21 protein-coding genes are annotated in these 24589 nt (G+C 60.2%); 12 read left to right on the top strand and 9 right to left on the bottom strand.

The features are described 5' to 3' along the window. The first annotated feature begins 862 nt into the window (after positions 1 to 862). The 4 genes from PspS34_RS16400 to PspS34_RS16385 all read left to right on the top strand — a co-directional run bounded on the left by PspS34_RS16400 (position 863) and on the right by PspS34_RS16385 (position 5900). A complete protein-coding gene (locus PspS34_RS16400) occupies positions 863 to 3187 on the top strand; it encodes an FdhF/YdeP family oxidoreductase (protein WP_159390176.1) in 2325 nt (774 codons plus the stop codon). Positions 3188 to 3308: 121 nt separating this feature from the next. Continuing rightward, positions 3309 to 4730 (top strand): cytochrome ubiquinol oxidase subunit I, encoded by a 1422-nt coding sequence (locus PspS34_RS16395; protein ID WP_159390175.1) that lies wholly within the window; start codon positions 3309 to 3311, stop codon positions 4728 to 4730. Positions 4731 to 4747: 17 nt separating this feature from the next. Beyond that, on the top strand, positions 4748 to 5764 hold the full coding sequence (gene cydB / locus PspS34_RS16390) for a cytochrome d ubiquinol oxidase subunit II (protein ID WP_150814424.1): 1017 nt from the start codon (positions 4748 to 4750) through the stop codon (positions 5762 to 5764). Continuing rightward, entirely contained in the window at positions 5751 to 5900 is a 150-nt protein-coding gene (locus PspS34_RS16385; protein ID WP_102672341.1) for a DUF2474 domain-containing protein, read from the top strand. Before cydB ends, PspS34_RS16385 begins: the two co-directional genes overlap by 14 nt. 1059 nt (positions 5901 to 6959) lie before the next feature. Here PspS34_RS16385 and PspS34_RS16380 read toward each other — a convergent pair. Beyond that, positions 6960 to 7811 (bottom strand): CAP domain-containing protein, encoded by an 852-nt coding sequence (locus tag PspS34_RS16380; RefSeq protein WP_154861951.1) that lies wholly within the window; start codon positions 7809 to 7811, stop codon positions 6960 to 6962. Between the two features lie 142 nt (positions 7812 to 7953). Between PspS34_RS16380 and PspS34_RS16375 the strand changes: the two genes are divergently transcribed. The 5 genes from PspS34_RS16375 to PspS34_RS16355 all read left to right on the top strand — a co-directional run bounded on the left by PspS34_RS16375 (position 7954) and on the right by PspS34_RS16355 (position 12365). Continuing rightward, positions 7954 to 8574, top strand: a complete 621-nt coding sequence (locus PspS34_RS16375) for a cell wall hydrolase (protein WP_154861950.1) — start codon at positions 7954 to 7956, stop codon at positions 8572 to 8574. Positions 8575 to 8769: 195 nt separating this feature from the next. Continuing rightward, on the top strand, positions 8770 to 9747 hold the full coding sequence (locus tag PspS34_RS16370; protein WP_159390174.1) for an NAD-dependent epimerase: 978 nt from the start codon (positions 8770 to 8772) through the stop codon (positions 9745 to 9747). 48 nt (positions 9748 to 9795) lie between these two features. Next, entirely contained in the window at positions 9796 to 10536 is a 741-nt protein-coding gene (locus tag PspS34_RS16365) for a glycosyltransferase family 2 protein (RefSeq protein ID WP_154861948.1), read from the top strand. Further along, a complete protein-coding gene (locus PspS34_RS16360) occupies positions 10533 to 10811 on the top strand; it encodes a lipid-A-disaccharide synthase N-terminal domain-containing protein (protein ID WP_102672335.1) in 279 nt (92 codons plus the stop codon). The genes PspS34_RS16365 and PspS34_RS16360 overlap by 4 nt, the downstream gene beginning before the upstream one ends. A 3-nt stretch (positions 10812 to 10814) precedes the next feature. Then, on the top strand, positions 10815 to 12365 hold the full coding sequence (locus tag PspS34_RS16355; RefSeq protein ID WP_159390173.1) for a glycosyltransferase family 39 protein: 1551 nt from the start codon (positions 10815 to 10817) through the stop codon (positions 12363 to 12365). Between the two features lie 182 nt (positions 12366 to 12547). On the opposite strand, the gene PspS34_RS16350 is transcribed toward PspS34_RS16355, so the two are convergent. Next, positions 12548 to 13579 carry an NAD(P)-dependent alcohol dehydrogenase gene (locus tag PspS34_RS16350; RefSeq protein ID WP_154861946.1) on the bottom strand — a complete coding sequence of 344 codons (1032 nt, stop codon included), beginning with the start codon at positions 13577 to 13579 and terminating at the stop codon, positions 12548 to 12550. A gap of 199 nt (positions 13580 to 13778) precedes the next feature. Between PspS34_RS16350 and PspS34_RS16345 the strand changes: the two genes are divergently transcribed. Next, on the top strand, positions 13779 to 13979 hold the full coding sequence (locus tag PspS34_RS16345; RefSeq protein ID WP_150814436.1) for a CstA-like transporter-associated (seleno)protein: 201 nt from the start codon (positions 13779 to 13781) through the stop codon (positions 13977 to 13979). A gap of 64 nt (positions 13980 to 14043) precedes the next feature. Here PspS34_RS16345 and PspS34_RS16340 read toward each other — a convergent pair whose 3' ends face one another. Then, entirely contained in the window at positions 14044 to 15342 is a 1299-nt protein-coding gene (locus PspS34_RS16340; RefSeq protein WP_090456097.1) for an MFS transporter, read from the bottom strand. A 38-nt stretch (positions 15343 to 15380) separates the two neighbouring features. After that, positions 15381 to 16559 carry a M20 aminoacylase family protein gene (locus PspS34_RS16335; protein ID WP_154908537.1) on the bottom strand — a complete coding sequence of 393 codons (1179 nt, stop codon included), beginning with the start codon at positions 16557 to 16559 and terminating at the stop codon, positions 15381 to 15383. A 143-nt stretch (positions 16560 to 16702) separates the two neighbouring features. Between PspS34_RS16335 and PspS34_RS16330 the strand changes: the two genes are divergently transcribed. Further along, positions 16703 to 17656 carry a LysR substrate-binding domain-containing protein gene (locus tag PspS34_RS16330; RefSeq protein ID WP_159390172.1) on the top strand — a complete coding sequence of 318 codons (954 nt, stop codon included), beginning with the start codon at positions 16703 to 16705 and terminating at the stop codon, positions 17654 to 17656. A gap of 8 nt (positions 17657 to 17664) precedes the next feature. Here PspS34_RS16330 and PspS34_RS16325 read toward each other — a convergent pair whose 3' ends face one another. The 3 genes from PspS34_RS16325 to PspS34_RS16315 form a co-directional block, all read right to left on the bottom strand. Further along, on the bottom strand, positions 17665 to 18432 hold the full coding sequence (locus PspS34_RS16325; protein ID WP_150814438.1) for a metallophosphoesterase: 768 nt from the start codon (positions 18430 to 18432) through the stop codon (positions 17665 to 17667). A 199-nt stretch (positions 18433 to 18631) separates the two neighbouring features. Then, positions 18632 to 19804 (bottom strand): DUF1624 domain-containing protein, encoded by a 1173-nt coding sequence (locus PspS34_RS16320; protein WP_159390171.1) that lies wholly within the window; start codon positions 19802 to 19804, stop codon positions 18632 to 18634. 331 nt (positions 19805 to 20135) lie between these two features. Beyond that, the gene (locus tag PspS34_RS16315; protein ID WP_159390170.1) at positions 20136 to 20534 is read right to left on the bottom strand and encodes a hypothetical protein; all 399 of its coding nucleotides are present in this window, start codon (positions 20532 to 20534) and stop codon (positions 20136 to 20138) included. Positions 20535 to 21020: 486 nt separating this feature from the next. On the opposite strand from PspS34_RS16315, the gene PspS34_RS16310 reads away from it, so the two are divergent. Continuing rightward, complete coding sequence (locus tag PspS34_RS16310; protein ID WP_159390169.1) at positions 21021 to 21923, top strand: universal stress protein; 903 nt, start codon at positions 21021 to 21023, stop codon at positions 21921 to 21923. 245 nt (positions 21924 to 22168) lie between these two features. Here the strand turns inward: PspS34_RS16310 and PspS34_RS16305 are convergent, their stop codons facing one another. Further along, on the bottom strand, positions 22169 to 23596 hold the full coding sequence (locus PspS34_RS16305; RefSeq protein WP_159390168.1) for a GGDEF domain-containing protein: 1428 nt from the start codon (positions 23594 to 23596) through the stop codon (positions 22169 to 22171). A gap of 24 nt (positions 23597 to 23620) precedes the next feature. Beyond that, positions 23621 to 24580, bottom strand: coding sequence for an alpha/beta hydrolase (locus PspS34_RS16300; protein ID WP_154947620.1), 960 nt, complete (start codon positions 24578 to 24580; stop codon positions 23621 to 23623). Positions 24581 to 24589 lie beyond the last annotated feature (9 nt).

Genomic DNA, 24589 nt, shown 5'->3' with positions numbered 1-24589 from the left:
CTTGAGTCCATCGCGAGCAGAGCTCGCTCCTACAAATATTGCGCCGATAACGGATTTATTGAGCGCAGTTGTAGGAGCGAGCCTGCTCGCGATGGTCGTTAACGATTACGCGTGCTTGCTGGCTGAACGCGGTGCTCTTGAGTCCATCGCGAGCAGAGCTCGCTCCTACAAAAAATGCGCTGAAAACGGATTTGTTGAGCGCAGGTGTAGGAGCGAGCCTGCTCGCGATGGTCGTTAACGATTACGCGTGCGTGCTGGCTGAACGCGGTGCTCTTGAGTCCATCGCGAGCAGAGCTCGCTCCTACAAATATTGCGCCGATAACGGATTTATTGAGCGCCGGTGTAGGAGCGAGCCTGCTCGCGATGGTCGTTAACGATTACGCGTGCGTGCTGGCTGAACGCGGTGCTCTTGAGTCCATCGCGAGCAGAGCTCGCTCCTACAAATATTGCGCCGATAACGGATTTATTGAGCGCCGGTGTAGGAGCGAGCCTGCTCGCGATGGTCGTTAACGATTACGCGTGCTTGCTGGCTGAACGCGGTGCTCTTGAGTCCATCGCGAGCAGAGCTCGCTCCTACAAAAAATGCGCTGAAAACGGATTTGTTGTGCGCAGGCTAAGAGCAACTTGTCGGCCCGTCCAATCACTATTAGTAACCGGTTGATCGAGTGCATCTATGATGGATAAAGTTGCAACGTGAACAGCTGTTTAAATCTTACAATCTATTGATAATCAACAATAAATATCGATGATAAATATCCTCGATCATGTGGTCGTAAATAGCGATTAGACAATAATTATTCCCTGTTCATATGCTTTCTCCGTCAAACGATCAATGGCCTGAATCAGGTCACGGAGAAGTACCATGTCTCAAGTCGACCGCTACAAACCCTACAAAGGTGCCGCCGCTGGTTGGGGCGCGCTGATTGCTGTTACCAAAAACTGGCTGGGCAGTGAAAACGCGCTGAAGAATATTCGCGCCATGCTCAAGACCAACCAGAACGGCGGGTTCGATTGCCCCGGTTGTGCCTGGGGCGAGTCGCCGGAAAACGGCATGGTCAAGTTCTGCGAGAACGGTGCCAAGGCGGTTAACTGGGAAGCCACGGGCCGTTTGGTCGACCCGGCCTTCTTCAACAAATACAGTGTCTCGGCGCTGGCCGAGCAGAGCGATTACTGGCTGGAGTATCAGGGCCGCCTGACCCACCCGATGCGCTATGACGCGGCCACCGACCGTTACGTGGAAACCACCTGGGACGAAGCGTTCGCGCTGATCGCCCGGCACCTCAACGCGCTGGAATCGCCGGACCAGGCCGAGTTCTATACCTCGGGCCGGGCCAGTAACGAAGCCGCCTTTCTCTATCAGCTGTTCGTCCGGGCCTACGGTACCAACAACTTTCCGGACTGCTCCAACATGTGCCACGAAGCCAGCGCGGTGAGCATGATCGAAAGCCTCGGCGTGGGTAAAGGCACCGTGGTGTTCGACGACCTGGAACATGCCGATGCGATTTTCGTCATCGGTCAGAACCCCGGCACCAACCACCCGCGGATGCTTGAACCGTTGCGCGAAGCGGTCAAGCGCGGTGCCCAGGTGATCTGCATCAACCCACTCAAGGAGCGCGGGCTGGAGCGCTTCCAGCATCCACAGCACCCGATCGAAATGTTGATGAACGGCTCCGAGCCGACCAACACAGCCTACTTCCGCCCGGCACTGGGCGGCGACATGGCAGTCATGCGCGGCATGGTCAAGTTCCTGCTGCAATGGGAGCGCGAAGCTCAGGTCAGCGGCGGCGAACCGGTGTTCGACCATGAGTTCATCGCCGAACACACCTCGGGGATGGGCGCCTACCTGGGCGAAGTCGACGCAACCAGTTGGGAGCACATCGAGCAGCAGTCGGGCATGCCATTGGCGGACATCGAACTCGCCGCCCGCATGTACGCCCGGTCCAAGCGGGTGATCATGTGCTGGGCGATGGGCCTGACCCAGCACACGCACTCGGTGCCGACGCTGCAGGAAGTCATCAACCTGATGCTGCTGCGCGGCAACGTCGGCCGCCCCGGCGCAGGCCTGTCACCGGTTCGCGGTCACAGTAACGTGCAGGGCGACCGCACCATGGGCATCAACGAACTGGCGCCCACCGACTTGCTCAATGCCCTGGAAAAACGCTTCTCCTTCAAGCCACCGCGCGAGCACGGTCACAACACCGTGATGGCGATTGGCGCGATGGAGCAGGGACGTTCGAAAGTGTTTATCGCCCTGGGTGGCAACTTCGCCCAGGCCACCCCCGACACGCCACGCACCCACGCCGCGTTGCGTAAATGCGACCTCACCGTGCACATCGCCACCAAACTCAACCGCAGCCATCTGGTCACCGGCCGTGAAGCGCTGATCCTGCCGTGCCTGGGCCGCACCGACATCGACATCCAGGCCGAAGGGCCGCAAGGCGTCACCGTGGAAGACACCTTCAGCATGATCCACATCTCCCACGGTCAACTGAAACCGAAGTCGAAACACCTGCGCTCCGAGCCTGCGATCATTGCCGGCATCGCCGCCGCGACACTGGGCAAGCACCCGATCGACTGGAACTGGGCCATCGGCGACTACGGCCGAATCCGCAACATGATTGCCGACACCATTCCCGGTTTCGAAGATTTCAACCAGCGCTTGCTGCATCCGGGCGGTTTCCACATGCCCAACGACGCGGCCAGGCGCATCTGGAAAACCGCCAGCGGCAAGGCCCAGTTCACTCCGAGCGTGCTGCCGGAGCACCTGATCAGCGAGGGCGTGCGCAACCTGACGGTCAAGCCACACCTGATTCTGCAGACCATGCGCTCCCACGATCAGTACAACACCACGCTGTATGGCCTGGATGACCGTTATCGCGGGGTGTACGGCATGCGCGACGTGGTGTTCGCCAACGAGCAGGACATTCGCCGGCTGGGTTTTGAGCCTGGGCAGAAGGTCGACCTGGTGGCGCTGTGGGACGACGAGCGCGAGCGTCGGGTCAGCGGTTTCACCCTGATCGCCTACGACATTCCGGCCGGTCAGGCGGCGGCGTACTACCCCGAGACCAACCCGCTGGTGCCGCTGGAAAGTTACGGTGACCGCACCTTCACCCCGACTTCCAAGTTCATCGCCATCCGGCTGGAGCAGGCGAAGGCCAGCAACCTGATTTCGACTTCCGCCGCGTAGCACCGGGGGCGGCCGGGTGCCGCTCACCTAACCCTTTCGACTTGTGTTGGCTGCAGGCCCCCCGGCCTGACGGTGGCCCGGTCGTGTGCCGCCGTTTTTCAGCCGCAATGAGGATATCGACATGTTTAACCTGGAGGCACTGGACCTGGCGCGCATTCAATTCGCGTTCACGGTTTCGTTCCACATCATCTTTCCCGCCATCACCATCGGGCTGGCCAGTTTCCTGGCGGTGCTCGAAGGGCTTTGGCTGAAGACCCACAACGACACCTACCGCGATCTCTACCATTTCTGGTCGAAGATCTTCGCCGTCAACTTCGGCATGGGCGTGGTCTCGGGGCTGGTCATGGCTTATGAGTTCGGCACCAACTGGAGCCGTTTCTCCGACTTCGCCGGCAGCATCACCGGGCCGTTGCTGACCTATGAAGTGCTCACGGCGTTCTTCCTCGAGGCCGGTTTCCTCGGGGTCATGCTGTTCGGCTGGAACCGGGTAGGGCGTGGCTTGCACTTCTTCTCGACGGTCATGGTCGCCATCGGCACCCTGATTTCGACCTTCTGGATTCTTGCGTCCAACAGCTGGATGCAAACGCCCCAGGGCTTCGAGATCGTCGACGGTCGGGTGATGCCGCTGGACTGGCTGGCCATCGTGTTCAACCCGTCGTTCCCGTACCGCCTGGCGCACATGGCGATTGCCGCGTTTGTGGCCACGGCATTCTTTGTCGGCTCGTCGGCGGCGTGGCACCTGCTGCGCGGTAACGACACCAAACAAGTGCGCAAGATGCTGTCGATGGCGTTGTGGATGGCCTTGATCGTCTGCCCGATCCAGGCGGTGGTCGGTGACGCCCACGGCTTGAACACCCTGGAACATCAACCGGCGAAGATCGCTGCCATCGAAGGGCACTGGGAAAACAACGGGAGCGAAGCCACGCCCCTGGTGCTGTTCGGCATCCCCGACATGCAGGCCGAGAAAACCAGGTACGCCATCGAGATTCCGTACCTGGGCAGCCTGATCCTGACCCACAGCCTCGACAAGCAGATCCCGGCGCTCAAGAGCTTCCCGAAAGAGGACCGACCCAATGCGACGGTGGTCTTCTGGAGTTTCCGCGTCATGGCCGGGCTGGGCATGTTGATGGTGCTGGCCGGCGTGCTCGGCCTGGCCCTGCGCAGCAGCGGCGCCATCTACCGCAATCGCTGGTTCCTGCGCCTGATGTTGTGGATGGGGCCAAGTGGCCTGATCGCCATGCTGGCCGGGTGGATCACCACCGAAGTCGGGCGCCAGCCGTGGGTGGTGTATGGCCTGCTGCGTACCGCCGATGCCGCGTCCAATCACAGCGTCGCGCAGTTGAGCATCTCGCTGGCGCTGTTCGTGGTGATCTATTTCTCGGTGTTCACGGTGGGCATCGGCTACATGATGAAACTGGTCGGCAAAGGACCACAGCCCCATCACGGGCATCCGGTCGACGGGCACTCCGATCAGCTGGTCACACCGCGCCGGCCGCTGTCCGCCGACGCAGAAATTCTCGAAACCGACGCCCGCGTCAATTGAAGGAAGGGAGTTGAGTCATGGGTATTCAAGGTATCGATTTATCGCTGATCTGGGGCGTGATCATCGCCTTCGGCGTGATGATGTACGTGATCATGGACGGCTTCGATCTGGGGTTGGGCATTCTGTTTCCGCTGATCCCGGATGCGAAGGAGCGCGATGTGATGATGAACACCGTGGCACCGGTCTGGGACGGTAACGAGACCTGGCTGGTGCTGGGCGGCGCGGCGCTGTATGGCGCGTTCCCGCTGGCCTATTCAGTGATTCTGGAAGCGCTGTACCTGCCGCTGATCCTGATGTTGTGCGGCTTGATCTTTCGCGGTGTGGCGTTCGAGTTCCGATTCAAGGCCAGCCCTGAAAAGCGTCATGTCTGGGACATGGCGTTCATCGGCGGTTCGCTGCTGGCGACCTTTTCCCAGGGCGTGGTGATCGGCACTTACATTGCCGGCATCCCGGTGGTCGATCGCCAGTTCGCCGGCGGTTCGCTGGACTGGCTGGCACCGTTTCCGCTGTTCTGCGGTGTCGGTCTGATCGTCGCTTATGCGCTGCTCGGCAGCACCTGGTTGCTGGTCAAGACCGAAGGCATGCTCGAATCGCGGATGCGCCTGTTCACCCGGCCCCTGGCGTGGCTGCTGTTGGCGGTGATTGGTGTGATCTGTGTGTGGACGCCCATCCTCCATCCGGAAATCGCCACCCGCTGGTTTGCCCATGCGCACCTGGCGGTGTTCGGAGGCCTGGCGCTGCTGGCCTTGCTGGCGATGTTCGGCTTGCTCAGGACCCTGCGCCAACGTCACACCCATTGGCCGTTCGCCTTCACCCTGATGCTGGTGTTCCTGGGTTACATCGGCCTGGCGTTCAGTATCTGGCCGAACATCGTGCCGCCGTCGATCAGCCTGTGGGCAGCGGCGTCACCGCCAACCAGCCAGTTGTTCATCCTGATCGGCGCGCTGTTTATTCTGCCGATCATCCTGATGTACACGGTCTGGAGCTACTACGTGTTTCGCGGCAAAGTGAGGATTGGCGATGGCTATCATTGATTCTTGTGAACGGGCACCTTGGTACAAGCGACTTGGGTGGCTGGTGGTGATCTGGTTGGGCAGTGTGGTTGCGTTGGGAGTGGTGGCGGGGGGATTGAGGATGTTGATGCATGCGGCCGGGATGAGTAGCCACTGATGGCAAGTCATTAAAGAGCTCCAGCTCACTTTGATGCGTATGTATGGATTGGGTGAATATCCATTCCTGCGGTAACGGCCACCTATGGTTCCGCTCTTACAGCGGGTCACTTGGAAAAGCGGAGCGCCGCCCGGCCCCAAGTAACCAAGGGCTCTTGCCCCTGACGTTCGGTGCCTCGCTGTGGCTCGGCATGCCCTCGCTCCGGTCCTGCTCCGTGGGCCCGCCGCCATCGGCCATCCATGGCCGGCGGCGGCTAACCCGGCATCCATGCCGGGTTGCCCACTACGCAGAACCTCCGCTCGGCCTCACGAGGGGGCGTGTACCGCAAAAGCGCCCGAGGCGGCCTATCGGCCGGCCTGATCACAATTGAAGTCGTTTCCCTGTAGGAGCGAGCTTGCTCGCGAAAAACGTCAGGACAACGCGGGCATTCAGACAACCCGCGTTATCGTTGACGTCCATCGCGAGCAGGCTCGCTCCTACAGGTACGAGGTAGCTCGGGCTTTTGATTTTGATCTGCCCCATCGGCCTGCCTGCCCGATCGCAATTGAACTCGTTTCCGTGTAGGAGCGAGCTTGCTCGCGAAAAACGCCAGGACAACGCGGGCATTCAGACAACCCGCGTTATCGTTGACGTCCATCGCGAGCAGGCTCGCTCCTACAGGTACGAGGTAGCTCGGGCTTTTGATTTTGATCTGCCCCATCGGCCTACCTGCCCGCAATTGAGCTCGTTTCCGTGTAGGAGCGAGCTTGCTTGCGAAGAACGTCTGAACAACGCGGGCATTCAGACAACCCGCGTTATCGTTGACGTCCATCGCGAGCAGGCTCGCTCCTACAGGTACGAGGTAGCTCGGGCTTTTGATTTTGACCTGCCCCGTCGGCCTGCCTGCCCGATCGCTATTGAGCTCGTTTCCGTGTAGGAGCGAGCTTGCTCGCGAAAAACGCCAGGACAACGCGGGCATTCAGACAACCCGCGTTATCGTTGATGTCCTTCGCGAGCCAGCATCGCTCCTGCAGGTGCCCCGTTGGATGGCCCGTCCGCGACACATTCAGAGTCTTGTCATTACTGCGCCCCAAACATCGCCGTCCAGTAAATCCCCGCATCGCTCTTCGGATCGGTCGCGTAAGCCGCGCCCAGTTCGCGGAACTGTGGGTTCATCAGGTTGGCGCAATGGCCGGGGCTGGCCAGCCAGCCTTCGACCACCTTGTGTGCGGTGTCTTGGCCGGCGGCGATGTTTTCGCCGATCTGCTGGAAGTCGTAGCCGGCCAGTTCCGCGCGGTCGCCCGGGGTGCGGCCATCGCGGTCCTTGTGATCGAAGTAGTTGTTGTTGGCCATGGAGCGGGCGTTGCCTTCGGCGGCGGTGGCCAGCGCGGCGTTCCAGGCCAGCGGTGGCGCGGCGGCGAAGGACTGCGCGCCGCATTGGCGTGGTCGGGTGCGTGCGGCGTTGAGTTCGGTGAGCAGCTTCTGGCCTTCGGCCTGCGCGTCGCCCAAGCGTGCGCTCAACAACGGCCGTGCGACCACGATGCGCCATTCACGGTCCTGGCGGCTGACGCCGACATCGACGAATTGCGGGTCGAGGACGATCTGGCAAAAGCTCTCCTGAATCGCCTTCATCGCCGAGGCGGCATCGCGAGGCCCGGACAGGCTGATGGCTTGCACATTCTTCATGGGATAACCGGCAGTGACCATGGCCTGCTGCAGATTACCGATGTTCGGGGCGGTCAGCACCAGGCGCGGGTCGGCCGACAGGGGTGGCAGCTCCGATGAAGCCTGGCCTGCGCAGCGCTGCGGTTGGCTACGGTAGACGTTGATCGATTCGATCAATTGCGCTTCGTCGGCCGCCACGGCGTTGGCGGCGAATACCAGGCCCAGTGATACACCGGCCAAACGCATTGCGGATGAAATGAAACCCATGAAAATCCCCCTTGAGCAGATTGCGCCCATGATGCGCGAAGTTGGCCCATTTAAGACAACGGATTTATCCAGAGTGTAGTGGGGTGGGCGAAATCATTTCACTACTAGACTCAATTGAACCACTCACCATGTGACACCGACCATGCGCTTCGACTGGATCGCCACCTGCCTCGCCCTGACGTTGCTTGCCGGCCCGGTATCCGCTACGGATCAAGCGCAAAAGCAGGAATCGGCCGAGAACAAGGCCGAGGTGCTGGAACAGAAAGCCGCCGAGAGCAACAACCCGGCACCAGCGCCCAAGGCAGAAGCCATTACCCCGTCAGAAGTCCAGGCTGTCGACCCGGCCGGCGCCGCGCCGCTGGACGATGCGATCACCTGCCTGGCCCGGTCCATTTACTGGGAAGCCAAGGGCAAGGACGCCGCCGACATGGAGGCGGTGGCCAATGTGGTCATGAATCGCCTGGGCCACGAGGGCTTTCCGGACACGGTGTGCAAAGTGGTCAAGCAGGGTTCGGAAACCAAGAGTTGCCAGTTTTCCTGGTGGTGCGACGGTAAATCCGATTCGGTCCAGGAGGAAGTGCCTTACGCGATGGCCAAGGAAATCGCGCGCAAGGCCCTGAACAAGGAACTGCCGGATCGCACCCAGGGTGCACTGTATTTCCATGATCGTACCGTCAAGCCGGATTGGGCCAGGCAATACATCAGGACCGTGGATATCGGTTTGTTCCGGTTTTACAAACCCCATGGCGGATCGGCCAGATAACCACGGTGTTTTCGGCCGGATATTTTTTTTCGAGGTGGCGCGAGGCGTTATCCAAACTGAAATGTGTCTGTTTTATAAGCTTCATAACGCAACCGTGCGCGAATGAAGCCATAAGCAGGGACTACACATGAAGTTGACGAGGGTCCGGATCAGTCATCTCGCGTCGATCGCGGCGCAGTCGCCGGCGCGTTTCCCATGACCGTACTGGTCACCGGTGCGGCCGGTTTCATCGGCTTTCATACGGTCCAGCGCTTGTGCCGCGAGGGTCAGGAGGTCGTTGGTATCGATAACCTCAACGACTATTACGACGTGGAACTCAAGCACGCACGTCTCAAGGTGCTGGAGACTCTGCCGGGTTTTCGCTTCCGGAAAATGGACATCGTCGACAAACCTGCCCTGATGAGCCTGTTTCAACAACACGCTTTTACCGAGGTGGTGCACCTGGCGGCCCAGGCCGGGGTGCGCTACTCGCTGGACAACCCGGATGTCTACGGGCAATCGAACCTGGTGGGTTTCCTCAATGTGCTCGAAGCCTGTCGGCACCATCGCCCCGACCACCTGATCTACGCCTCGAGCAGTTCGGTGTACGGCGCCAACAGCAAGATGCCGTTCAGTGTCGAGGACCCGGTCGATCATCCCGTTTCGCTGTACGCCGCCAGCAAACGCGCCAATGAACTGCTGGCTGAAAGTTACTGCCGTTTGTATGGCCTGAAAGCCAGTGGCCTGCGCTTCTTTACCGTCTACGGCCCGTGGGGTCGTCCGGACATGGCGCTGTTCAGGTTTACCGACGCCATCCTCAAAGGCCTGCCCATCGACATCTACAACCAGGGGCAGATGTACCGCGACTTTACCTTTGTCGACGACATTGTCGAAGGGATCGCCCGACTGCGGCCAAGGCCTCCGGTGCCGGAAGGCTCTGTCGCCGGGGTCAACCGGATCTTCAACATCGGTCGCGGCATGCCGGTGGCATTGCTGGATTTCGTCGAGTGCCTGGAGTCAGCCCTGGACCTGCAGGCCCGGCGCAACTACTTGCCAATGCAGGCCGGTGACGTGGTCAAGACCTGGGCCGATGTCTCGGCGCTGGCCGATTGGGTGGGCTTCAGCCCGCAGGTGACGCTGGAAGCCGGCGTCGGTGAGTTCGTGAAGTGGTATCGGCAGTTCTATCAGATTTGAAGCGTTCGCCTCTGATCTCGAACAATCAAAAAAGGCGAGAGAGCCCCCATGAGCCAAGACATTTTTGTATCCGTACTGATTCCCGCCAAAAACGAAGCGAACAACCTCAAGCCATTGCTTGAAGAAGTCCGTGTGGCGCTGGCCGATGAGGCTTACGAAATCATCGTGGTCGACGATGGCAGCACCGATTCGACCCTGCAGGAACTGCGGCAGATCCGCCAAAACGGCTTGAACACCTTGCGCATCCTGCATCACGAGCGGTCGCTGGGGCAGAGCACCTCGCTGTACCACGCGGCCCGTGAGGCACGCGGGCAGTGGCTGGCGACCCTCGATGGCGACGGCCAGAACGACCCGGCGGACATTCCCGGCATGCTGGCGCTGGTGCGCGGCGAACCGGGCAAGGTCGATGTACAACTGGTGGCCGGGCACCGGGTCAATCGCCGTGACACCGCGAGCAAGCGCTACGCCTCGCGGTTCGCCAACAACCTGCGCCGGCGCCTGCTCAGGGACGCCACCCCGGACACCGGTTGTGGCCTGAAGCTGATCGAGCGCGCGGCGTTCTTGCGCCTGCCGTACTTCGACCACATGCATCGCTATATTCCGGCGCTGATCCAGCGTCATAACGGGCGCATGATCGTGCACCCGGTCAACCATCGTCCGCGCACGGCTGGGGTGTCGAAATACGGCAACCTCGACCGTGCGCTGGTCGGCATTCTTGACCTGATCGGCGTCTGGTGGCTGATCAAACGCACACGCCTGAACACCCAGGCCCAGGAGCTCGAAGGATGATTCTGACCCGTGAAACTCTGTGGTTGCTGGTCGGCTTTGCCGGGCAGGCTGCCTTTACCGGGCGGTTTGTCTTGCAGTGGTTGTACAGCGAGTACAAGAAACGCAGCGTGATCCCGACCAACTTCTGGTACCTGAGCATCGTCGGCAGCACCTTGTTGCTCGCCTATGCCATTTACCGCCAGGACCCGGTGTTCATCGTCGGGCAGGCGTTTGGCTCCCTGGTCTATTTTCGCAACCTGCAATTGATTGCCAAAAGCAAAAGCGCAAAGGAATAAGCAATGCGTAGATCGTTGTCGCCCAGGGTCGAGTGCCTGGGTCTGATGCTGCTTGCCCTGTTGCTGATCGGCGCGGGCATGGGGTTGCGTCAGGCTCAGAATGTGGACGAAGAGCGTTTCCTCGGTGTCGCGCTGGAGATGCTGCAGAACGGCTCGTGGCTGATCCCGCACCGGGCCGCCGAGATCTACGGTGACAAGCCGCCGATTTTCATGTGGACGGTGGCGTTCTTCACCTGGCTGACCGGCAAACCCAACATCGCGCTTTATATCCCGGGACTGTTTTCGGCGGTGACGGTCACGGCGATGGTCTATGACCTGGGCCGTCGCCTGTGGACCCAGCGTACCGGGCGCAACGCCACGCTGTTGTACCTGGCGACCTACCAGACCTACAGCATCCTGCGCACCGGTCAGATCGACAGTTTCTTGATTCTGTTCACCTCCCTGGGCCTGTACGGTCTGGCACGGCACCTGCTGCTGGGACCTGCGTGGCGCTGGTTCTACGCGGGCTGCGCGGCCATGGGCATTGGCGTGATCACCAAAGGTGTGGGTTTCCTGCCGGCGCTGTTGCTGATTCCCTACGCCTATGGGGTGCGCAAAGGCTGGCCCGGTGTGGTGGCGATGCCGGGCGAGGCGCGCAAGTGGTTGCTCGGGTTTGCGCTGATGCTTGGCGCCATCGCGATCTGGCTGTTGCCCCTGGCCTTGTCCATCCTCTTCAATGGCAGCGCGGACGAAGTTGCCTATGCACGGGAGATCCTCCTGCGCCAGACCGCGGGCCGCTATGCCGCCGCGTGGCATCACCGCGAACCGTTCTGGTATTTCTTCACCAACGTAATCCCGCAGTATTGGCTACCACTGGTGCTGGTGCTGCCATGGCTGGTGCCGGCCTGGCGCCGTCAGTTGCAAAAACGCGACGGCCGGGTCTTGGTGTTGCTCGGTTGGGTGGTGCTGGTGGTGCTGTTTTTCTGCATCAGCACAGGCAAGCGCAAGTTGTACATCTACCCGGCGCTGCCTGGGCTGGTGCTGGTCGCCGCGCCGTTGATCCCGTGGCTGCTCAGGCGCTGGTTCAAACGGCACCCGCGTATGCGTCGGGTGTTCCCGGCACTGGTGGCGACCTGGTTCGCGTTGTGGTTCGCCCGTGGTTTCATCGAACCGCTCAAGGACGGCACCAACGTTGATCAGGTGCTCATGACCCAGGCGGCGTCCATGACCCGGGGTGCCGATCTGGTGCTGGTCAACTGGGAGGAGGGGCACTGGTTGTTCGCTCGGCAACCGATCGTGCATTTCGGCATGGACAATTCGACCGTCGAAAAGGCCGCGCGGTATCTGCGCGAACACCCCAAGGCCTACGCATTGGTGCCGGATGACGTACTGAAGCAGTGCTTCAAACCCGAAGCGGCCCGTGAATTGGGGGAAAACGCCCGGGCGAACTGGTCGATCGTGGGCGCGGATGCCGACAACGGCAAATGCCTGCCGCAAGAGGCCGGCAAAGCCTATCGGTTCACCTGGATTGACCCGCACATGCCATTGGCGCCTGCGCAGGTAGCCAATCCCTGAGGGGATTTGTAGGAGCCGGCTTGCCGGCGATGGACTCAAATGCGCCGCGTTTATCCAGCTCACGCGCGTTATCGTTAACGACCATCGCTGCGATGCGGCGACCCGACAAGCCAGCTCCTACAAGAGACCGCGTTTGAGTCGAAAATGAAGTGACTTCCAAACCAGTCTTCGTTCGTCGCCTGTCACTGACTGGCGTCCAGCACCACGCGGTAGCGCGCCTTGCCACTGCGCAAGTGATCGATGGCCTCGTTGACGCGGCTCATGGGAAACATCTCGACCTGCGGCACAATCTGGTGGCGTGCGCAGAATTCCAGCATGGTCGCGGTGTTGGCGGGCGAGCCGACCGGTGAGGCGGACATGGTTTTTTGCTGGGGAATCAGCTCGAACACGTGCATCGGTATGGCATCGGGCACGACGCCGACAAAGTGCAGGCGACCCTTGCCGCGCAGGGTGGCGAGCATGGCGCTCCAGTCGAGGTTGGCGTTGGCGGTGACCAGCAGAAAATCCAGGGTGCCGGCAATGGCATTGAGCGCATTGGTATCGGTCGAGGCGACCACCTTGTGTGCGCCCAGGCGCCTGGCTTCGTCCTGCTTGCTCAGCGATGAGGTGAACGCCGTGACTTCGCAGCCCCAGGCGTTGAGAAAACGTAGCGCCAGGTGACCGAGACCGCCAATACCCACCACGCCGACCCGGTCAGTGGGCTTGATGCCGAATTCCAACAGCGGGTTGAACACGGTCGAACCAGCGCAGAACAGCGGCCCGGCCATTGCCGGATCGAGTCCGGCCGGGATCGGCAGGGCCCAGGCCCAGTGCGAACGAATGCGGTCGGCAAAGCCGCCGTTGCTGCCGATGATGGTCGGTTGCACGGTGCGGCACAGGTTATGGGAACCTTCGATGCACGACGTGCAATGCATGCAACTGCCCTTGTACCAACCGATGCCCACCCGTTGCCCCATTTCCAGACCGCGAACCTGGTCGCCCAGCCGCACGATACGGCCGACCACCTCATGGCCGGGAATAAACGGGTAGTGGCTGATACCCCAATCGTTGTCGATCAACGACTGGTCGGAGTGGCAGACGCCGCAATACTCCACGGCGACTTCCACCTCGTCGTTGCCCAACGGACCGGGATCGTAGCTGTAGCGTTCCAGTGGCGCGCCCGCTGCGGTGGCGGCCCAGCCGGTAAAGGTGGTGAGTTCGCTGCTGTCGCTCATGGGATACCTCCAGATCAGAAGTCAGGGGTCTTGACCGCTTTGGTGCCGCGGCGGAGCGAGGAAAGTGTAGCGGGTTGCCGGCGTTCCATCGGGTGCGAGCCTGGATACATGAAAATACAAAGGCGCCCGATGTGGACACAGTGCAGATACATGAGCGCGGTTTCATGGGGCAGGTCCCACGCATACAGAGAGATCAGTCATGTTCCGCAAACTGCAGCAGGTTGCCAGATTGTTCAGCCAGAGCGCCCGATTGATGGTGGGCGTTCCCGAGTACGACAACTACGTGGCACAAATGGCCCGCAACCGTCCGGGCGAGCCAGTCATGAGCTATGAGATGTTTTTCCGCGAACGCCAGGAAGCGCGTTTTGGCCGGGGCAAATGCAATACGCGGTGTTGTTGAAGGCGTTGGGCGTATACGCGGTTTGAAAGAATCCGACGCATACGCCCGTCATGGTCACAACGGCCTAATCGAGTGGCTTGCCGGCCGTTTCCTTGACCATCGCCAGCCCGATCAAGGTCAGGCACAGGCACGCCATGACATACAGCGCCGGGGCGTTGTTATTGCCGGTCAGGCCGATCAAACCGGTGGCGAAAAACTGCGCGAAGCCGCCGAACACCGAGACACCCAGGCAATAGATGATCGATAACCCGGTGGCGCGAATCGCCCTTGGGAACAGTTCAGTGACCAACACCAGGGTCGGCACGGTGATCAACACCAGCAACAGGGTGGTGACCAACGAGACGGCCAGCAGCATGCCGAGCGTCGGGAACTGGTTCATCAGCATGAACGCCGGATAGATCAGCAACAGCATCGGGATACTGCCCAGAGCGATGGTGCGGCGCCGGCCGATACGGTCGCTGAGCCGGCCGGCCCAGATCGACAGGCTGATCTGCACCAGCGCGCCGAGGCAGGCGGCGGTGGTGCCCATGGTCATCGGCAGGTGCAGCACCGTGACCGTGTAGTTGGTCATGTAATCGAGCACGATGTAGCTGGACGCGGTGCTACCGATCACCAACAGCACCCCGGTCACGATCAGGCGACGGTAGCCGGTGAAGATCACCCGCACGCTGGAGAACGCTTCATGACCTTGTTCGGCGGCGGTTTCCTTGAGGTGACGACGGATATAAATGCCGACCGGGATCACCAGCATCCCGAGGGCAAACGGCACCCGCCAACCCCAGCTCTCCAGCGCCTCGGGCGGCAGGGACGAGCTCAGTGCCAGGGCCACCAGTGCGCCGAGCAGAAAGCTCAAGCCCTGGCTGAACAGCTGCCAACTGCCGTAGAACCCGCGGCTTCTGTCATCGGCGTGTTCCATCAGCATTGCCGTAGAGGCTCCGACCTCACCGCCGATGGCGAAGCCCTGGATCAGGCGTGCCAGCACAATGATCAACGGTGCGAAGACGCCGATCTGCGCATAGGTGGGGGCGATGGTGAACAACAGCGAACCCAGCGCCATCAGCCACAGGGTGAGCATCATCGCCGGTTTGCGCCCGACCCGGTCGGCATAGGCGCCGAGTACCAGGCCACCGATGGGGCGCATGCCGAAACCGACACCAAAGGTCGCCAGGGATAGCAGCAATTGCCCGAGCGTGCTCTCGACCGGGAAAAACTGGCGACCGATCAGCGTGGCGAAGAAGCTGTAGACGGAAAAATCGTAGAACTCGAGACCGGAGCCGATGGTGATGGCGGCGATGGCTTTCGCACCAATCGGCTGCCGGGTCGCAGCGGTATCAGGCATGGCGGTAGAGACGGGAGTGGACATTTGACGAACTCCAGAAGACGAGGGCGATAGGGATGAGGTCAGGCCAGGAAGGTCTCGACCAGCCGCACCCAGTAGCTCGCACCTGTCGGCAGGCAGTCATCGTTGAAGTCGTAGCCGGGGTTATGCACCATGCAGCCGCCTTCGCCATCACCGTTGCCGATCAGCAAATAACAACCGGGGCAACGCTCCAGCATCACGGCGAAATCCTCACTCCCGGTCAGCGGTTGCATGTTCGCGATCAAGCCGTCTTCGCCCACCCAATCAAGCGCTACTTGCCGGGCGAACTCGGTGCTTTCGGGATGATTCAACAGAGCCGGGAAGCGTTGCGCCTCGTCGACCGTCACCGTGGCGCGGGCGCCGAAACTCGTAGCCTGGGCCTCGGCCACGGCGGTGATCCGTACAATCAGCTCGTCACGCACCTGCGCCTTGAGCGCACGCACGCTCAACTGCAACTCGGCGTGATCGGGAATCACGTTGGCGGCAATCCCGGCGTGGAACGCGCCGACGGTCACAACCGCTGTGTCGAGCGGCGCGACATTGCGCGAGACAATGCTTTGTAATGCCATGACGATGGCCGAGCCGGCCAGTACCGGGTCAACGGCCTTGTGCGGCATGGCGCCGTGACCGCCAACGCCGTCGACCCGAATGGTCACGGTGTCGGTCGAGGCCATGAACGGGCCAGCGAGGAAGCCCAGTTTGCCCACCGGCAGTCCTGGCATGTTGTGCATCGCGAACACCGCGTCGCAGGGGAACAGCTCGAACAGACCGTCATCGAGCATGCGCCGAGCGCCGCCGTCGCCTTCCTCGGCCGGCTGGAAAATCACCACCAGCGAGCCGTCGAACTCTCGGCTCTCGGCCAGGTAACGGGCGGCCGCCAGCAGCATCGCCGTGTGCCCGTCGTGACCGCAGGCGTGCATCACGCCTTCGTGGCGGCTGGAGTAGGGCAACCCGGTCTGCTCGATGATCGGCAGCGCATCCATGTCGGCGCGCAGGCCGATCGTTTTGCCGCTGGAGCCTTGGCGCAACAGCCCGACCACACCGGTGCCGCCCAGGCCGCGATGTACCTGGTAACCCCAGGCCTGGAGCTTGCTCGCCACCAGGTCAGCGGTGGCGAACTCTTCAAAGCTCAATTCCGGATGGGCGTGGATGTGTCGGCGCAGGGCGATCATCTCTTCTTCGAGTGCACGAATGCCGGGCAGGGCGGGCAAATCGGTCATCAGATTCTCCTCGTTTTTATTGGTCGTTTTCGGCTGTTGGACTGATACCCTGTGATGCTAATGAGTTGGCGAATGTCGCGGCAGTCGCAAAAAAGGTGGGCTGAAAACCGCTGGTTTACACCCTGGTGCATCAGGAGGAAGGGATGAAGCTGCATCAATTGCGGGCGCTGGTGATGATTGCCGACTGCGGCAGCATTCGTGCGGCGGCGCGGCAACTGGGGGTGTCGCAGACGGTAGTGGCCAAGGCGTTGCGCGAGCTGGAGGAACACTTGAACCTGCCACTGCTGTTGCGCAATGCCAGCGGTGTGGTGCTGACCACCTACGGTCAGTCACTGTTGCAGCATGCGCGGCAGATGCTCAGCCAACTCGAACGCGCGCAACTGGAACTGGCACACCTGAGCGACCAGGCCGAAGGGCAGTTGCGCCTCGGCATTTCGCCGTGGATGGGCATGACCTTGTTACCCGAGGTCGTGACGCTATTCCGCCAGCGCATGCCACGGGTACGCCTGGAGATTTTCGAAGGCTTGATGGCGGTGACGTTGCCGCGATTGCGCGACGGCACCATGGAGTTTGCAGTGGGGTTGGTGTCATCACTGCTGCCGCGCCCGGAGTTCGTCAGCGAGCAGATTCTGTCTTACCGCATGGCCGTGGTGGCCCGCCATGAGCATCCACGGCGCGACAGCCGCTCGATCCACGATTTGCTGGATCAGGATTGGGTGGTCAACTACCCGGATGCCAGCCATGAAGGTTTGATGACCGAGTTGTTTTGGCAACACGGTGCGCAGATCGATATGCAACACATCCACCGCGCGCATTCACCGCAGTTGACGCTTTCATTGGTGGAGCAGACAGACATGCTCAGTTACTTCCCGGAGCCGATGCTCACCATCCCGGGCTACCGCGAACGGGTGGGGCGCCTGGCGCTGGCGGAAACCTTCGCCACCGACACCATCGGCATCGTCACCCCGCGCAATGCCCAGTTGGGGGTCGCCGGGCAATGCTTCGTCGACTGCCTGTTCCAGGTCATCCGCCGCCGCGCCCGGTCGACACGGCCGGAAGATGTCGAACTGTTCGATACGCTGGAACTGTTGATTTGAGGGTCGCTTCACAGATCCAGATCGATCACGAAGGCATCATCGAAATCAGGATTTTCATTGATGCCATTCTTGGCATAGCCCCGGGGGTTGCAGACCACGCGGGTGTTACCCACTCGATAATCAAAGCTGCCATGGGTATGGCCATGCAGCCACAGTGCCGGCTGCCAGTCCTTGATCCGCGCTTCGAGGTCCGAGACAAAGCTTGAGTTGATCGGCGAACCGGCAAAGGTCGGGCTGATGCTCGACTTTGTCGGGGCGAAATGAGAGACCACCACCGTGGGTGTGCTGCTGTCGCGGGTGAAGCAGTCTTCCAGCCAGGCGACCGTCTGCAGAAACACCAGCTGGGAAATGGCCGGCGTGAACAGGTCAGGGAAATCGGGGGCGATCTTGATGTGGCTGAAGTCACGAATCAGCCGGGTCGCCAGATCGATGCCCAGCGCCCGGTCCTCGGGGCCGTCGAGAAGGCGATAGTCAGACCACAAGGTGCAGCCGAGAAAACGCACGCCGTCGTGGACGTACTCCGAACGTTCCAGAACGTGGATCTGCGTACCTTGCGTCAGGCTGTTCAACTGTTCGTAGGTGGAGACCAGGTCACTGCCATAAAACTCGTGATTGCCTGCCACGTACAGCAATGGAACCGGGCAGGCTCTGGCCCACTCGATGGCCTTGGCCGGCCGGGCGATGTCCCCGGCGAGCACGACAATATCGGCATCCACGACGGGAAACGGGATCGTGTTGACGGACAGGTGCATGTCGGACAGCAAGGCGATGCGCATGGATCAACTCCGGCGTGTCGTTAAGGGCAGGTCATCAACTTACGCGTAGATAACCCGTTGCCACAAGTCTGCCGCCCACAGTTTTGATCTTCAGTGAACGCTGATCCAACGACCGGCCACCATCCCTCTGGAAGGGGTTCAAACGCTTACCTGACTGGCATTGCTCTCCAGGGGCCACTTTTGTGAGCAAATGTCCTGATCAGAAATATTTGAGCCATCTGATATCGCGACGGCGTGCCTTCAATGCCGCGAACCAGCGCACGGGTAAATACAGGGATAAAGCCAGGAGCACCGCCGTCAGCCACACAGCCCAAATGCTGTCGAAACCGAAAAAATTTCCCTGGTTCAATCCGAACAACGCCACGCTGACCAGATACAGCGCCTTGAGTACGTAAAGGTGGAGCAAGTAGAAGAACATCGGCGCCGCGCCAAAGACTGCCAATGCATTGACCCACTTGCGTTGTTGAGCCTGTTCCAAGGCGCGAAGCAGTAACAGGCCAATGCCCGACGTCAGCAAAAGGAACAACAGGGAGGGCGGGTATTTTGTAATGTTGAAGAAGCTCATGAGGGTTTGCGTGATGCCTTCATGAGCGACCCAATGCACCTCGCCATAACCATTGACTGCTCGCAGTGCGACAAACCCGACCAATGTCCCGGCCCCGGCAAGCAGCAGAGTACGTTGACGCTCCGCGGCCAGAACCTGGCCAGCAAACCAGGGGCCGATACTGTATCCAAGGGCGATCACACCGATCCAGGGAAGCACAGGATAAGAGGTGCGCAGACGTAAGCTGTCGCAGACATCGATCCAGCCGCGATCATGCAGAATGGCCCAGGGTATATGCATGGGCGAGCCTGTCGCGAAGTGCACATTATCCAGCAGATTGTGCCCGGCCACGATCACCAGGCCCAGGCAGCACAGCATGAGCCTGGGTAACCAAACCAGTCCGGCCAGGGCAATCATGCAGATGCCAATGGCCCAAATCACTTGCATGTAGATCGCCGTAGGTGGGAGCTGAAATGTCCAGGCGAAATTCACCAGGGTGAACTCCAGCAGTACCAGCAATAGACCGCGCTTGAACAAAAAGGCTGACACATCGCCCTTGCCCTGGTGCTTTTGGCCATACAGGTAAGCGGAAAGTCCAGTAAGCAGTATGAACACCGGCGCACACAAATGAGCAAGTGTGCGGCTGAAAAACAGCGCCGGCTCAGTGGATTCGATGTCCATGGGGTCTGCTACTTGACGGTGCAAAAAGAACGTTTCGCGCACATGATCCAACAGCATAAGGAGGATTACCAATCCCCTCAGGGCATCAATGGACAGCAGGCGTTGGTTCAAGCTTTTGATGGGGGGGATGTGAGTAGAAGTTGTCATCGAATGTCGCAAGCAGGGGGTGGACGGCTCTGCCAGTGGCGACTGACAGTTCATGTTTATATAAGATATAACATAACATGTTTGCCTGCCGCGTGTGCATTCGCATGGGGTGGCTCGGCGTCATCGGAACTGGAGGAGGGCGGCAGCATAACCATGATCGTTTGCATATCGCCTTCAACGTCGGCGAGGAGGGCGAAGGGAGTCGCTCGTACCTCGTCGACGTTTCTAGCCAGCTTCTACAACCCAATGAGCGAGTACAGCTGTTTCGGGCCGGTTTCGCAGGTTGGCGGTGCATCGCCGGTGTTGCAGGCGAATTGCCCTTGGCGTCGCACTAGCGACGATAGTAGCGGCGATCGTCCTCATAGCGGTGCCGCATGGCCCGATCATGGTGGCGTTCCCAATAACGTTGGCGTTCTGCTTCGCGGCGGGCCTGCTCTCTGCGCCAGTTATCTCTGCGCCAGTCGTCACGGCGCCAATCGTCTCTACGAGAGTGCCAGCGGCCGTCATGCCAGTATCGGTCGTCATGGGCAAGCAACGGCCCTGGTTGCTTGCTGACCATGCTGGCCAAGGTCGGCCAAGGATTGCCGGCAGTCTGGGCCGGCACCTGAACGACTGCGACTTCAGGTGCGAAAACAGGGGTTGAGGTCTTCATCTGTGTTGCTGATGCCGAGCCCACTGCCGCGAACGCGAACAGGCCGAAGAGCACCATCCGTGGGTCATGGAATTTCATGAGCGAAGACAACCTCTGGTTGATTTGTGGGGGAGCCTGCGGGTTCGCGTTTACCGAACGGATGTGGCTATCCACATAGACCGATAAATAGAGAAAAGTTCTAGGGGCCGCTGCTTAAATAGCTAACGGCGCCAGGGTGCGGCCCCTTTGAGGCTTGCTATCTCGATAACCGTTCCTGGCGGTTTACAGCCTTTAGTGAACGCCAGTAAACGACTGTGGACTCAACTGGTCATGCGTCCAGTAAATCGGGGCGACTCAAATACAACGCGCTGACAGTGGGCTTTCGGTCGAATATCGGCGACGGCGACCGGCAGCGTTCAGTCGATTCTGTTGAAAAAGTGGACTCGGCCAAGTAGGGGGATGATGGCATCCAGGCGTATATTGATAGTGTCGATCCAGATAGTTGAGGCGATAGTAAATCGTCGGTGGTGTGACAGGCGACAACGCTGGGGGAGCTAGATATCCCGAAGCATTTGGAGGTGTTACATGAGCCAGTATCAACGACTCTTTCTGATAGCCGGTCCAGTCATGCGTCACACCCCGGCGTTGGAGCGAGCTGTCGCCATTGCCGAAGCCACTGGCGCAGCGCTGCATATCACGGTGTTTATCGAAGACTCCAACCTCTTGGGTTTGATGAGCGCCGGTGCGCGTTTTCGTGAGGCCTGTCAGCAAGAAAACGAAAAGTGGCTGAAGGATGAGGCCGGTCTAATCCGCGGACGCGGAGTTGCAGTGAGCACCGAAGTGATTGTTACGCGCACCGCGCTGCAAGAAATACTTCGGCATGTGGCAGAAATGCAACCGGATCTGGTTATCAAGGACGTGCAACACGAGTCAGCGCTCAAACGCGTTTTCATTACGCCTCTGGATTGGCACTTGTTGCGCGAATGTCCGGTGGCTGTGCATCTGGTCAGCGAACTCAGGTGTCCACTTCCACGGGTGGTAGTGGCGGCAGTCGATCCGTCACAACCCGAGACCCAGATCACTGGCATCAACGACCGTATCATCCAGGCGGCGAACGGGTTGTCGATGCAATGCAATGCGGAGTTGCATCTGCTGTATGCCTACGATCTATCGCTGACACATATATCCGACGCAGGCGCTGGTGCAGTGACGATGCCAGGCTTCAGCAGCGATGTACGCAAGTCACTGCAAAAGTCGTTTATCGCATTGGCCGACCACTATGGCGTACCCACTGAGCGGCAACACTTCGTTGCAGGACCGCCTGGCAAAGCGCTGGCCGACTTTGCAGCGCATCACCGGGCCGATGTGATCGTCATGGGAAATGCGCATCGCAAGGGACTGGGCAAATGGGTGGGCAGTACGACGGAGCATGTTCTGTATCAAGTGCCCTGCAACATTTTCGCCGTTACGGGTTCTGCGGATCAGTGATCGAGAAGACACCGCAAGGCGTAGGTGACTGGAATATTCCCACTGACGCATGGTTATGACGGAGTTTGGTTGATTGCAGCCAGTGACCATGGGAAAGGCTCGGGCAAAGCGCATGACAATGCCAAATGAGTCGCAAGCCCCGAAGCGAAGTGGGGTTTGCGACTTTTTTTCGAGATCTGTCGCACAGTCCGAAACACTGGCACGGGGTATCGGTGCCGACGCTTTCAGCGACTTCGAGACGATGGTCAAGGCATAGGTTGGAGGCTGGTTTTGAAGGTAGTGACCACTCGGTTACGGCCTTCGTGTTTAGCGTGATACAGGCGTTGATCGGCTGTACGCAGAATTGCCTCGATGGTGTCGCCATCGCGACCGGATTGCGATACGCCGATGCTCACTGTGACCACGGTGGAGCGCTGCTGGCCATGAAAAGAACTATTTGCAACGGTGCTTCGCAGACGCTCAGCGATTTCGTGCGCGCCTTCAAGTGAAGTCTGAGGCAGCAGTATCATGAATTCCTCCCCACCCACTCGGGCTACACCGTCATACGGGCGGATCGAATCGAGGCATTTCTCCACGAAACTCTTCAGGATGTCATCGCCAACCTGATGCCCGAAGCGATCGTTGATGGACTTGAAATTATCCAGATCGAGTGCCAACACGGAGAACGGCGCACCGCCGCGTTTGGTCCGGCCAATTTCGACTTCGACCCGCTCCATGAACCGACGACGATTATCAGCGCCGGTCAGTGGATCGGTCGCCGCAAGGTGCCCGAGTTCTTGATTGGTGCGCTGGAGTTCCTGCAGGGCGCTCTCGGCATACGCCATCGCTTCGGCAAGACGCACCATCAACTCCTCTTGGCTGTAAATCTTCGAAAACGACCGCGTGGTGAGGAACGCTTGCACTACCCCATAGCTCAACATGAAGAATCCACCGGCGAAGATCGCATGAGCGAGCCACCACATATGGTTCCAGGGACGTGCAAGGATGAAGGCAAGAGAGGACAGCGCGAACGCGGTGACCGAGATGATAAAAATGGTCATCAGCGGCGAACGGATACGGCGCAGCAGGAGTATTGTCACGGTCAATGTGGAAAGAACGAGGGCACCACCTTCCATCGATAGGCGCACCGCGAGATTGCTGGCGATCGGCGAATTCGCGACGTACGCCACTGCCACGTCAACCAGCAGGAACAGTCCTATCCAGGTCAACCACGGGCGGGCCTTCATTCGTTGGTCCGCGGCAACAGGTGGGCGGTGGTACGACAGCATTCCGACTAACAGCAGAATCGACATGACCAGGCGAGAGGCCGGTCCATAAAGCAGGAAGAGCCAGATATTGTGGTGTGCTTGCCCGGTGAACGCGCCATGCAATGCATAGATCAGTACAAAGCCGAGAAAACCAAGCGTCATCCATCGCAGCAGCGGATCTCCCGATGACTGATAGCAGCGCCACGTTACGTACGTAACAAACGAGCCGGCCAGGGTGGCGGTCGTGATCGCAACTATATGGAACAGGTGATTCTCGAATGTAAGCGTGGGGTCCTGAAAAAAGTACAAGTACCCAATCAGATAGGCCGGAACAAACGCAAATCCTGCGAGCAGCAAGTAGGCGTAAACCCTGACCATGAGGCGAACGGCTTCAGGTGACTCGTCGGTGGCGATGAGATTGTTCATGGTTCCCTCCAGTTTTAAATCAATTCAGAGTTCTTTCAGGAAGCCCAACAGCAGCTCATTGACCTCTGTCGCGCGCTCTTGCTGTATCCAGTGGCCGGCACCTTCGAGGATATGACACCCGCGCAGTCCCGGCAGAGTCTGCGCGAAGGCTTCGATCTGCCGCGGGGAACTCGGAAACTTCAGCACGCCGTCGCGGCTCCCGGCAATGAACATCGACGGCTGCCGGATAATGCAACCGCGCCAAGGTGCCAGAAGAGCCCATGAGCGCGTCATGTTGCGGTACCAGTTCAAGCCGCCGCGAAATCCGCTGCGGGTGAATTCGCGGGTGTAATAGGCAATGTCCTCAAGGCTTAGCCAGACTGGCAGGGTTTCGGGCTCGACCATCGCGCCCAGGAAGCCCTGGCCCGGCTGCAGCTGGCCGAACACCGGCCAATCGGGTCCGTCACCCGAGCCACTGAAGTAGATGCGCCGGATCGACGACTCGACGTCCCTTTCCAACTCGGCCTCGGCCACACCCGGCGTCTGGAAATACTGGATGTAGAAGTCGCTGATACCCCGCGAGGCAAGCGCGCTGAGGAGCTCCACGCGCGTCGGTGGCGAAAAGGGAACGCTCATGCCGACCACCGCGCGGAACAGATCGGGTCGCATCAATGCTGCGCCCCAGGCCACCTGCGCGCCCCAGTCATGGCCGACGATCACGGCTTGCCGTTCGCCGAGTGCGTTGACCAACTCGACCATGTCGCCTACCAGGTGGAGCGTGGTGTAGGCGTCGGGTTCGGCCGGCGCATCTGTGCCGCCATAGCCGCGCATGTCGGGCGCTACCGCTCTGTAGCCGGCGGCCGCCAGCGCAGCAAGCTGGTTGCGCCACGAGTACCCCAGCTCCGGGAATCCGTGGCATAGCAAGACCAAGGGACCGGAGCCCTGGATGGCGACCTGCATGCGGATGCCATTGATGTCTAGCAGTTCGAGGTGTGGCTCGTTCATGTGCGCTTC

Origin of the sequence: Pseudomonas sp. S34 (assembly GCF_009866745.1) — a bacterium.
Classification (GTDB): Bacteria; Pseudomonadota; Gammaproteobacteria; order Pseudomonadales; family Pseudomonadaceae; genus Aquipseudomonas; species Aquipseudomonas jessenii.
Note: the sequence above shows the minus strand (reverse complement) of the source record. Positions and strands in the feature narration are given on the sequence as shown.

Bases quoted from the DNA above. Each gene is read 5' to 3' on its own strand.
- PspS34_RS16360 (WP_102672335.1), top strand. From the start codon at position 10,533: ATGATTCTGACCCGTGAAACTCTGTGGTTGCTGGTCGGCTTTGCCGGG.
- PspS34_RS16365 (WP_154861948.1), top strand. From the start codon at position 9,796: ATGAGCCAAGACATTTTTGTATCCGTACTGATTCCCGCCAAAAACGAA.
- PspS34_RS16305 (WP_159390168.1), bottom strand. From the start codon at position 23,596: ATGAACAATCTCATCGCCACCGACGAGTCACCTGAAGCCGTTCGCCTC.
- PspS34_RS16400 (WP_159390176.1), top strand. From the start codon at position 863: ATGTCTCAAGTCGACCGCTACAAACCCTACAAAGGTGCCGCCGCTGGT.
- PspS34_RS16300 (WP_154947620.1), bottom strand. From the start codon at position 24,580: ATGAACGAGCCACACCTCGAACTGCTAGACATCAATGGCATCCGCATG.
- PspS34_RS16325 (WP_150814438.1), bottom strand. From the start codon at position 18,432: ATGCGCATCGCCTTGCTGTCCGACATGCACCTGTCCGTCAACACGATC.
- PspS34_RS16355 (WP_159390173.1), top strand. From the start codon at position 10,815: ATGCGTAGATCGTTGTCGCCCAGGGTCGAGTGCCTGGGTCTGATGCTG.
- cydB (WP_150814424.1), top strand. From the start codon at position 4,748: ATGGGTATTCAAGGTATCGATTTATCGCTGATCTGGGGCGTGATCATC.
- PspS34_RS16315 (WP_159390170.1), bottom strand. From the start codon at position 20,534: ATGAAATTCCATGACCCACGGATGGTGCTCTTCGGCCTGTTCGCGTTC.
- PspS34_RS16350 (WP_154861946.1), bottom strand. From the start codon at position 13,579: ATGAGCGACAGCAGCGAACTCACCACCTTTACCGGCTGGGCCGCCACC.
- PspS34_RS16345 (WP_150814436.1), top strand. From the start codon at position 13,779: ATGTTCCGCAAACTGCAGCAGGTTGCCAGATTGTTCAGCCAGAGCGCC.
- PspS34_RS16385 (WP_102672341.1), top strand. From the start codon at position 5,751: ATGGCTATCATTGATTCTTGTGAACGGGCACCTTGGTACAAGCGACTT.
- PspS34_RS16340 (WP_090456097.1), bottom strand. From the start codon at position 15,342: ATGTCCACTCCCGTCTCTACCGCCATGCCTGATACCGCTGCGACCCGG.
- PspS34_RS16380 (WP_154861951.1), bottom strand. From the start codon at position 7,811: ATGGGTTTCATTTCATCCGCAATGCGTTTGGCCGGTGTATCACTGGGC.
- PspS34_RS16320 (WP_159390171.1), bottom strand. From the start codon at position 19,804: ATGACAACTTCTACTCACATCCCCCCCATCAAAAGCTTGAACCAACGC.
- PspS34_RS16375 (WP_154861950.1), top strand. From the start codon at position 7,954: ATGCGCTTCGACTGGATCGCCACCTGCCTCGCCCTGACGTTGCTTGCC.
- PspS34_RS16330 (WP_159390172.1), top strand. From the start codon at position 16,703: ATGAAGCTGCATCAATTGCGGGCGCTGGTGATGATTGCCGACTGCGGC.
- PspS34_RS16310 (WP_159390169.1), top strand. From the start codon at position 21,021: ATGAGCCAGTATCAACGACTCTTTCTGATAGCCGGTCCAGTCATGCGT.
- PspS34_RS16395 (WP_159390175.1), top strand. From the start codon at position 3,309: ATGTTTAACCTGGAGGCACTGGACCTGGCGCGCATTCAATTCGCGTTC.
- PspS34_RS16335 (WP_154908537.1), bottom strand. From the start codon at position 16,559: ATGACCGATTTGCCCGCCCTGCCCGGCATTCGTGCACTCGAAGAAGAG.
- PspS34_RS16370 (WP_159390174.1), top strand. From the start codon at position 8,770: ATGACCGTACTGGTCACCGGTGCGGCCGGTTTCATCGGCTTTCATACG.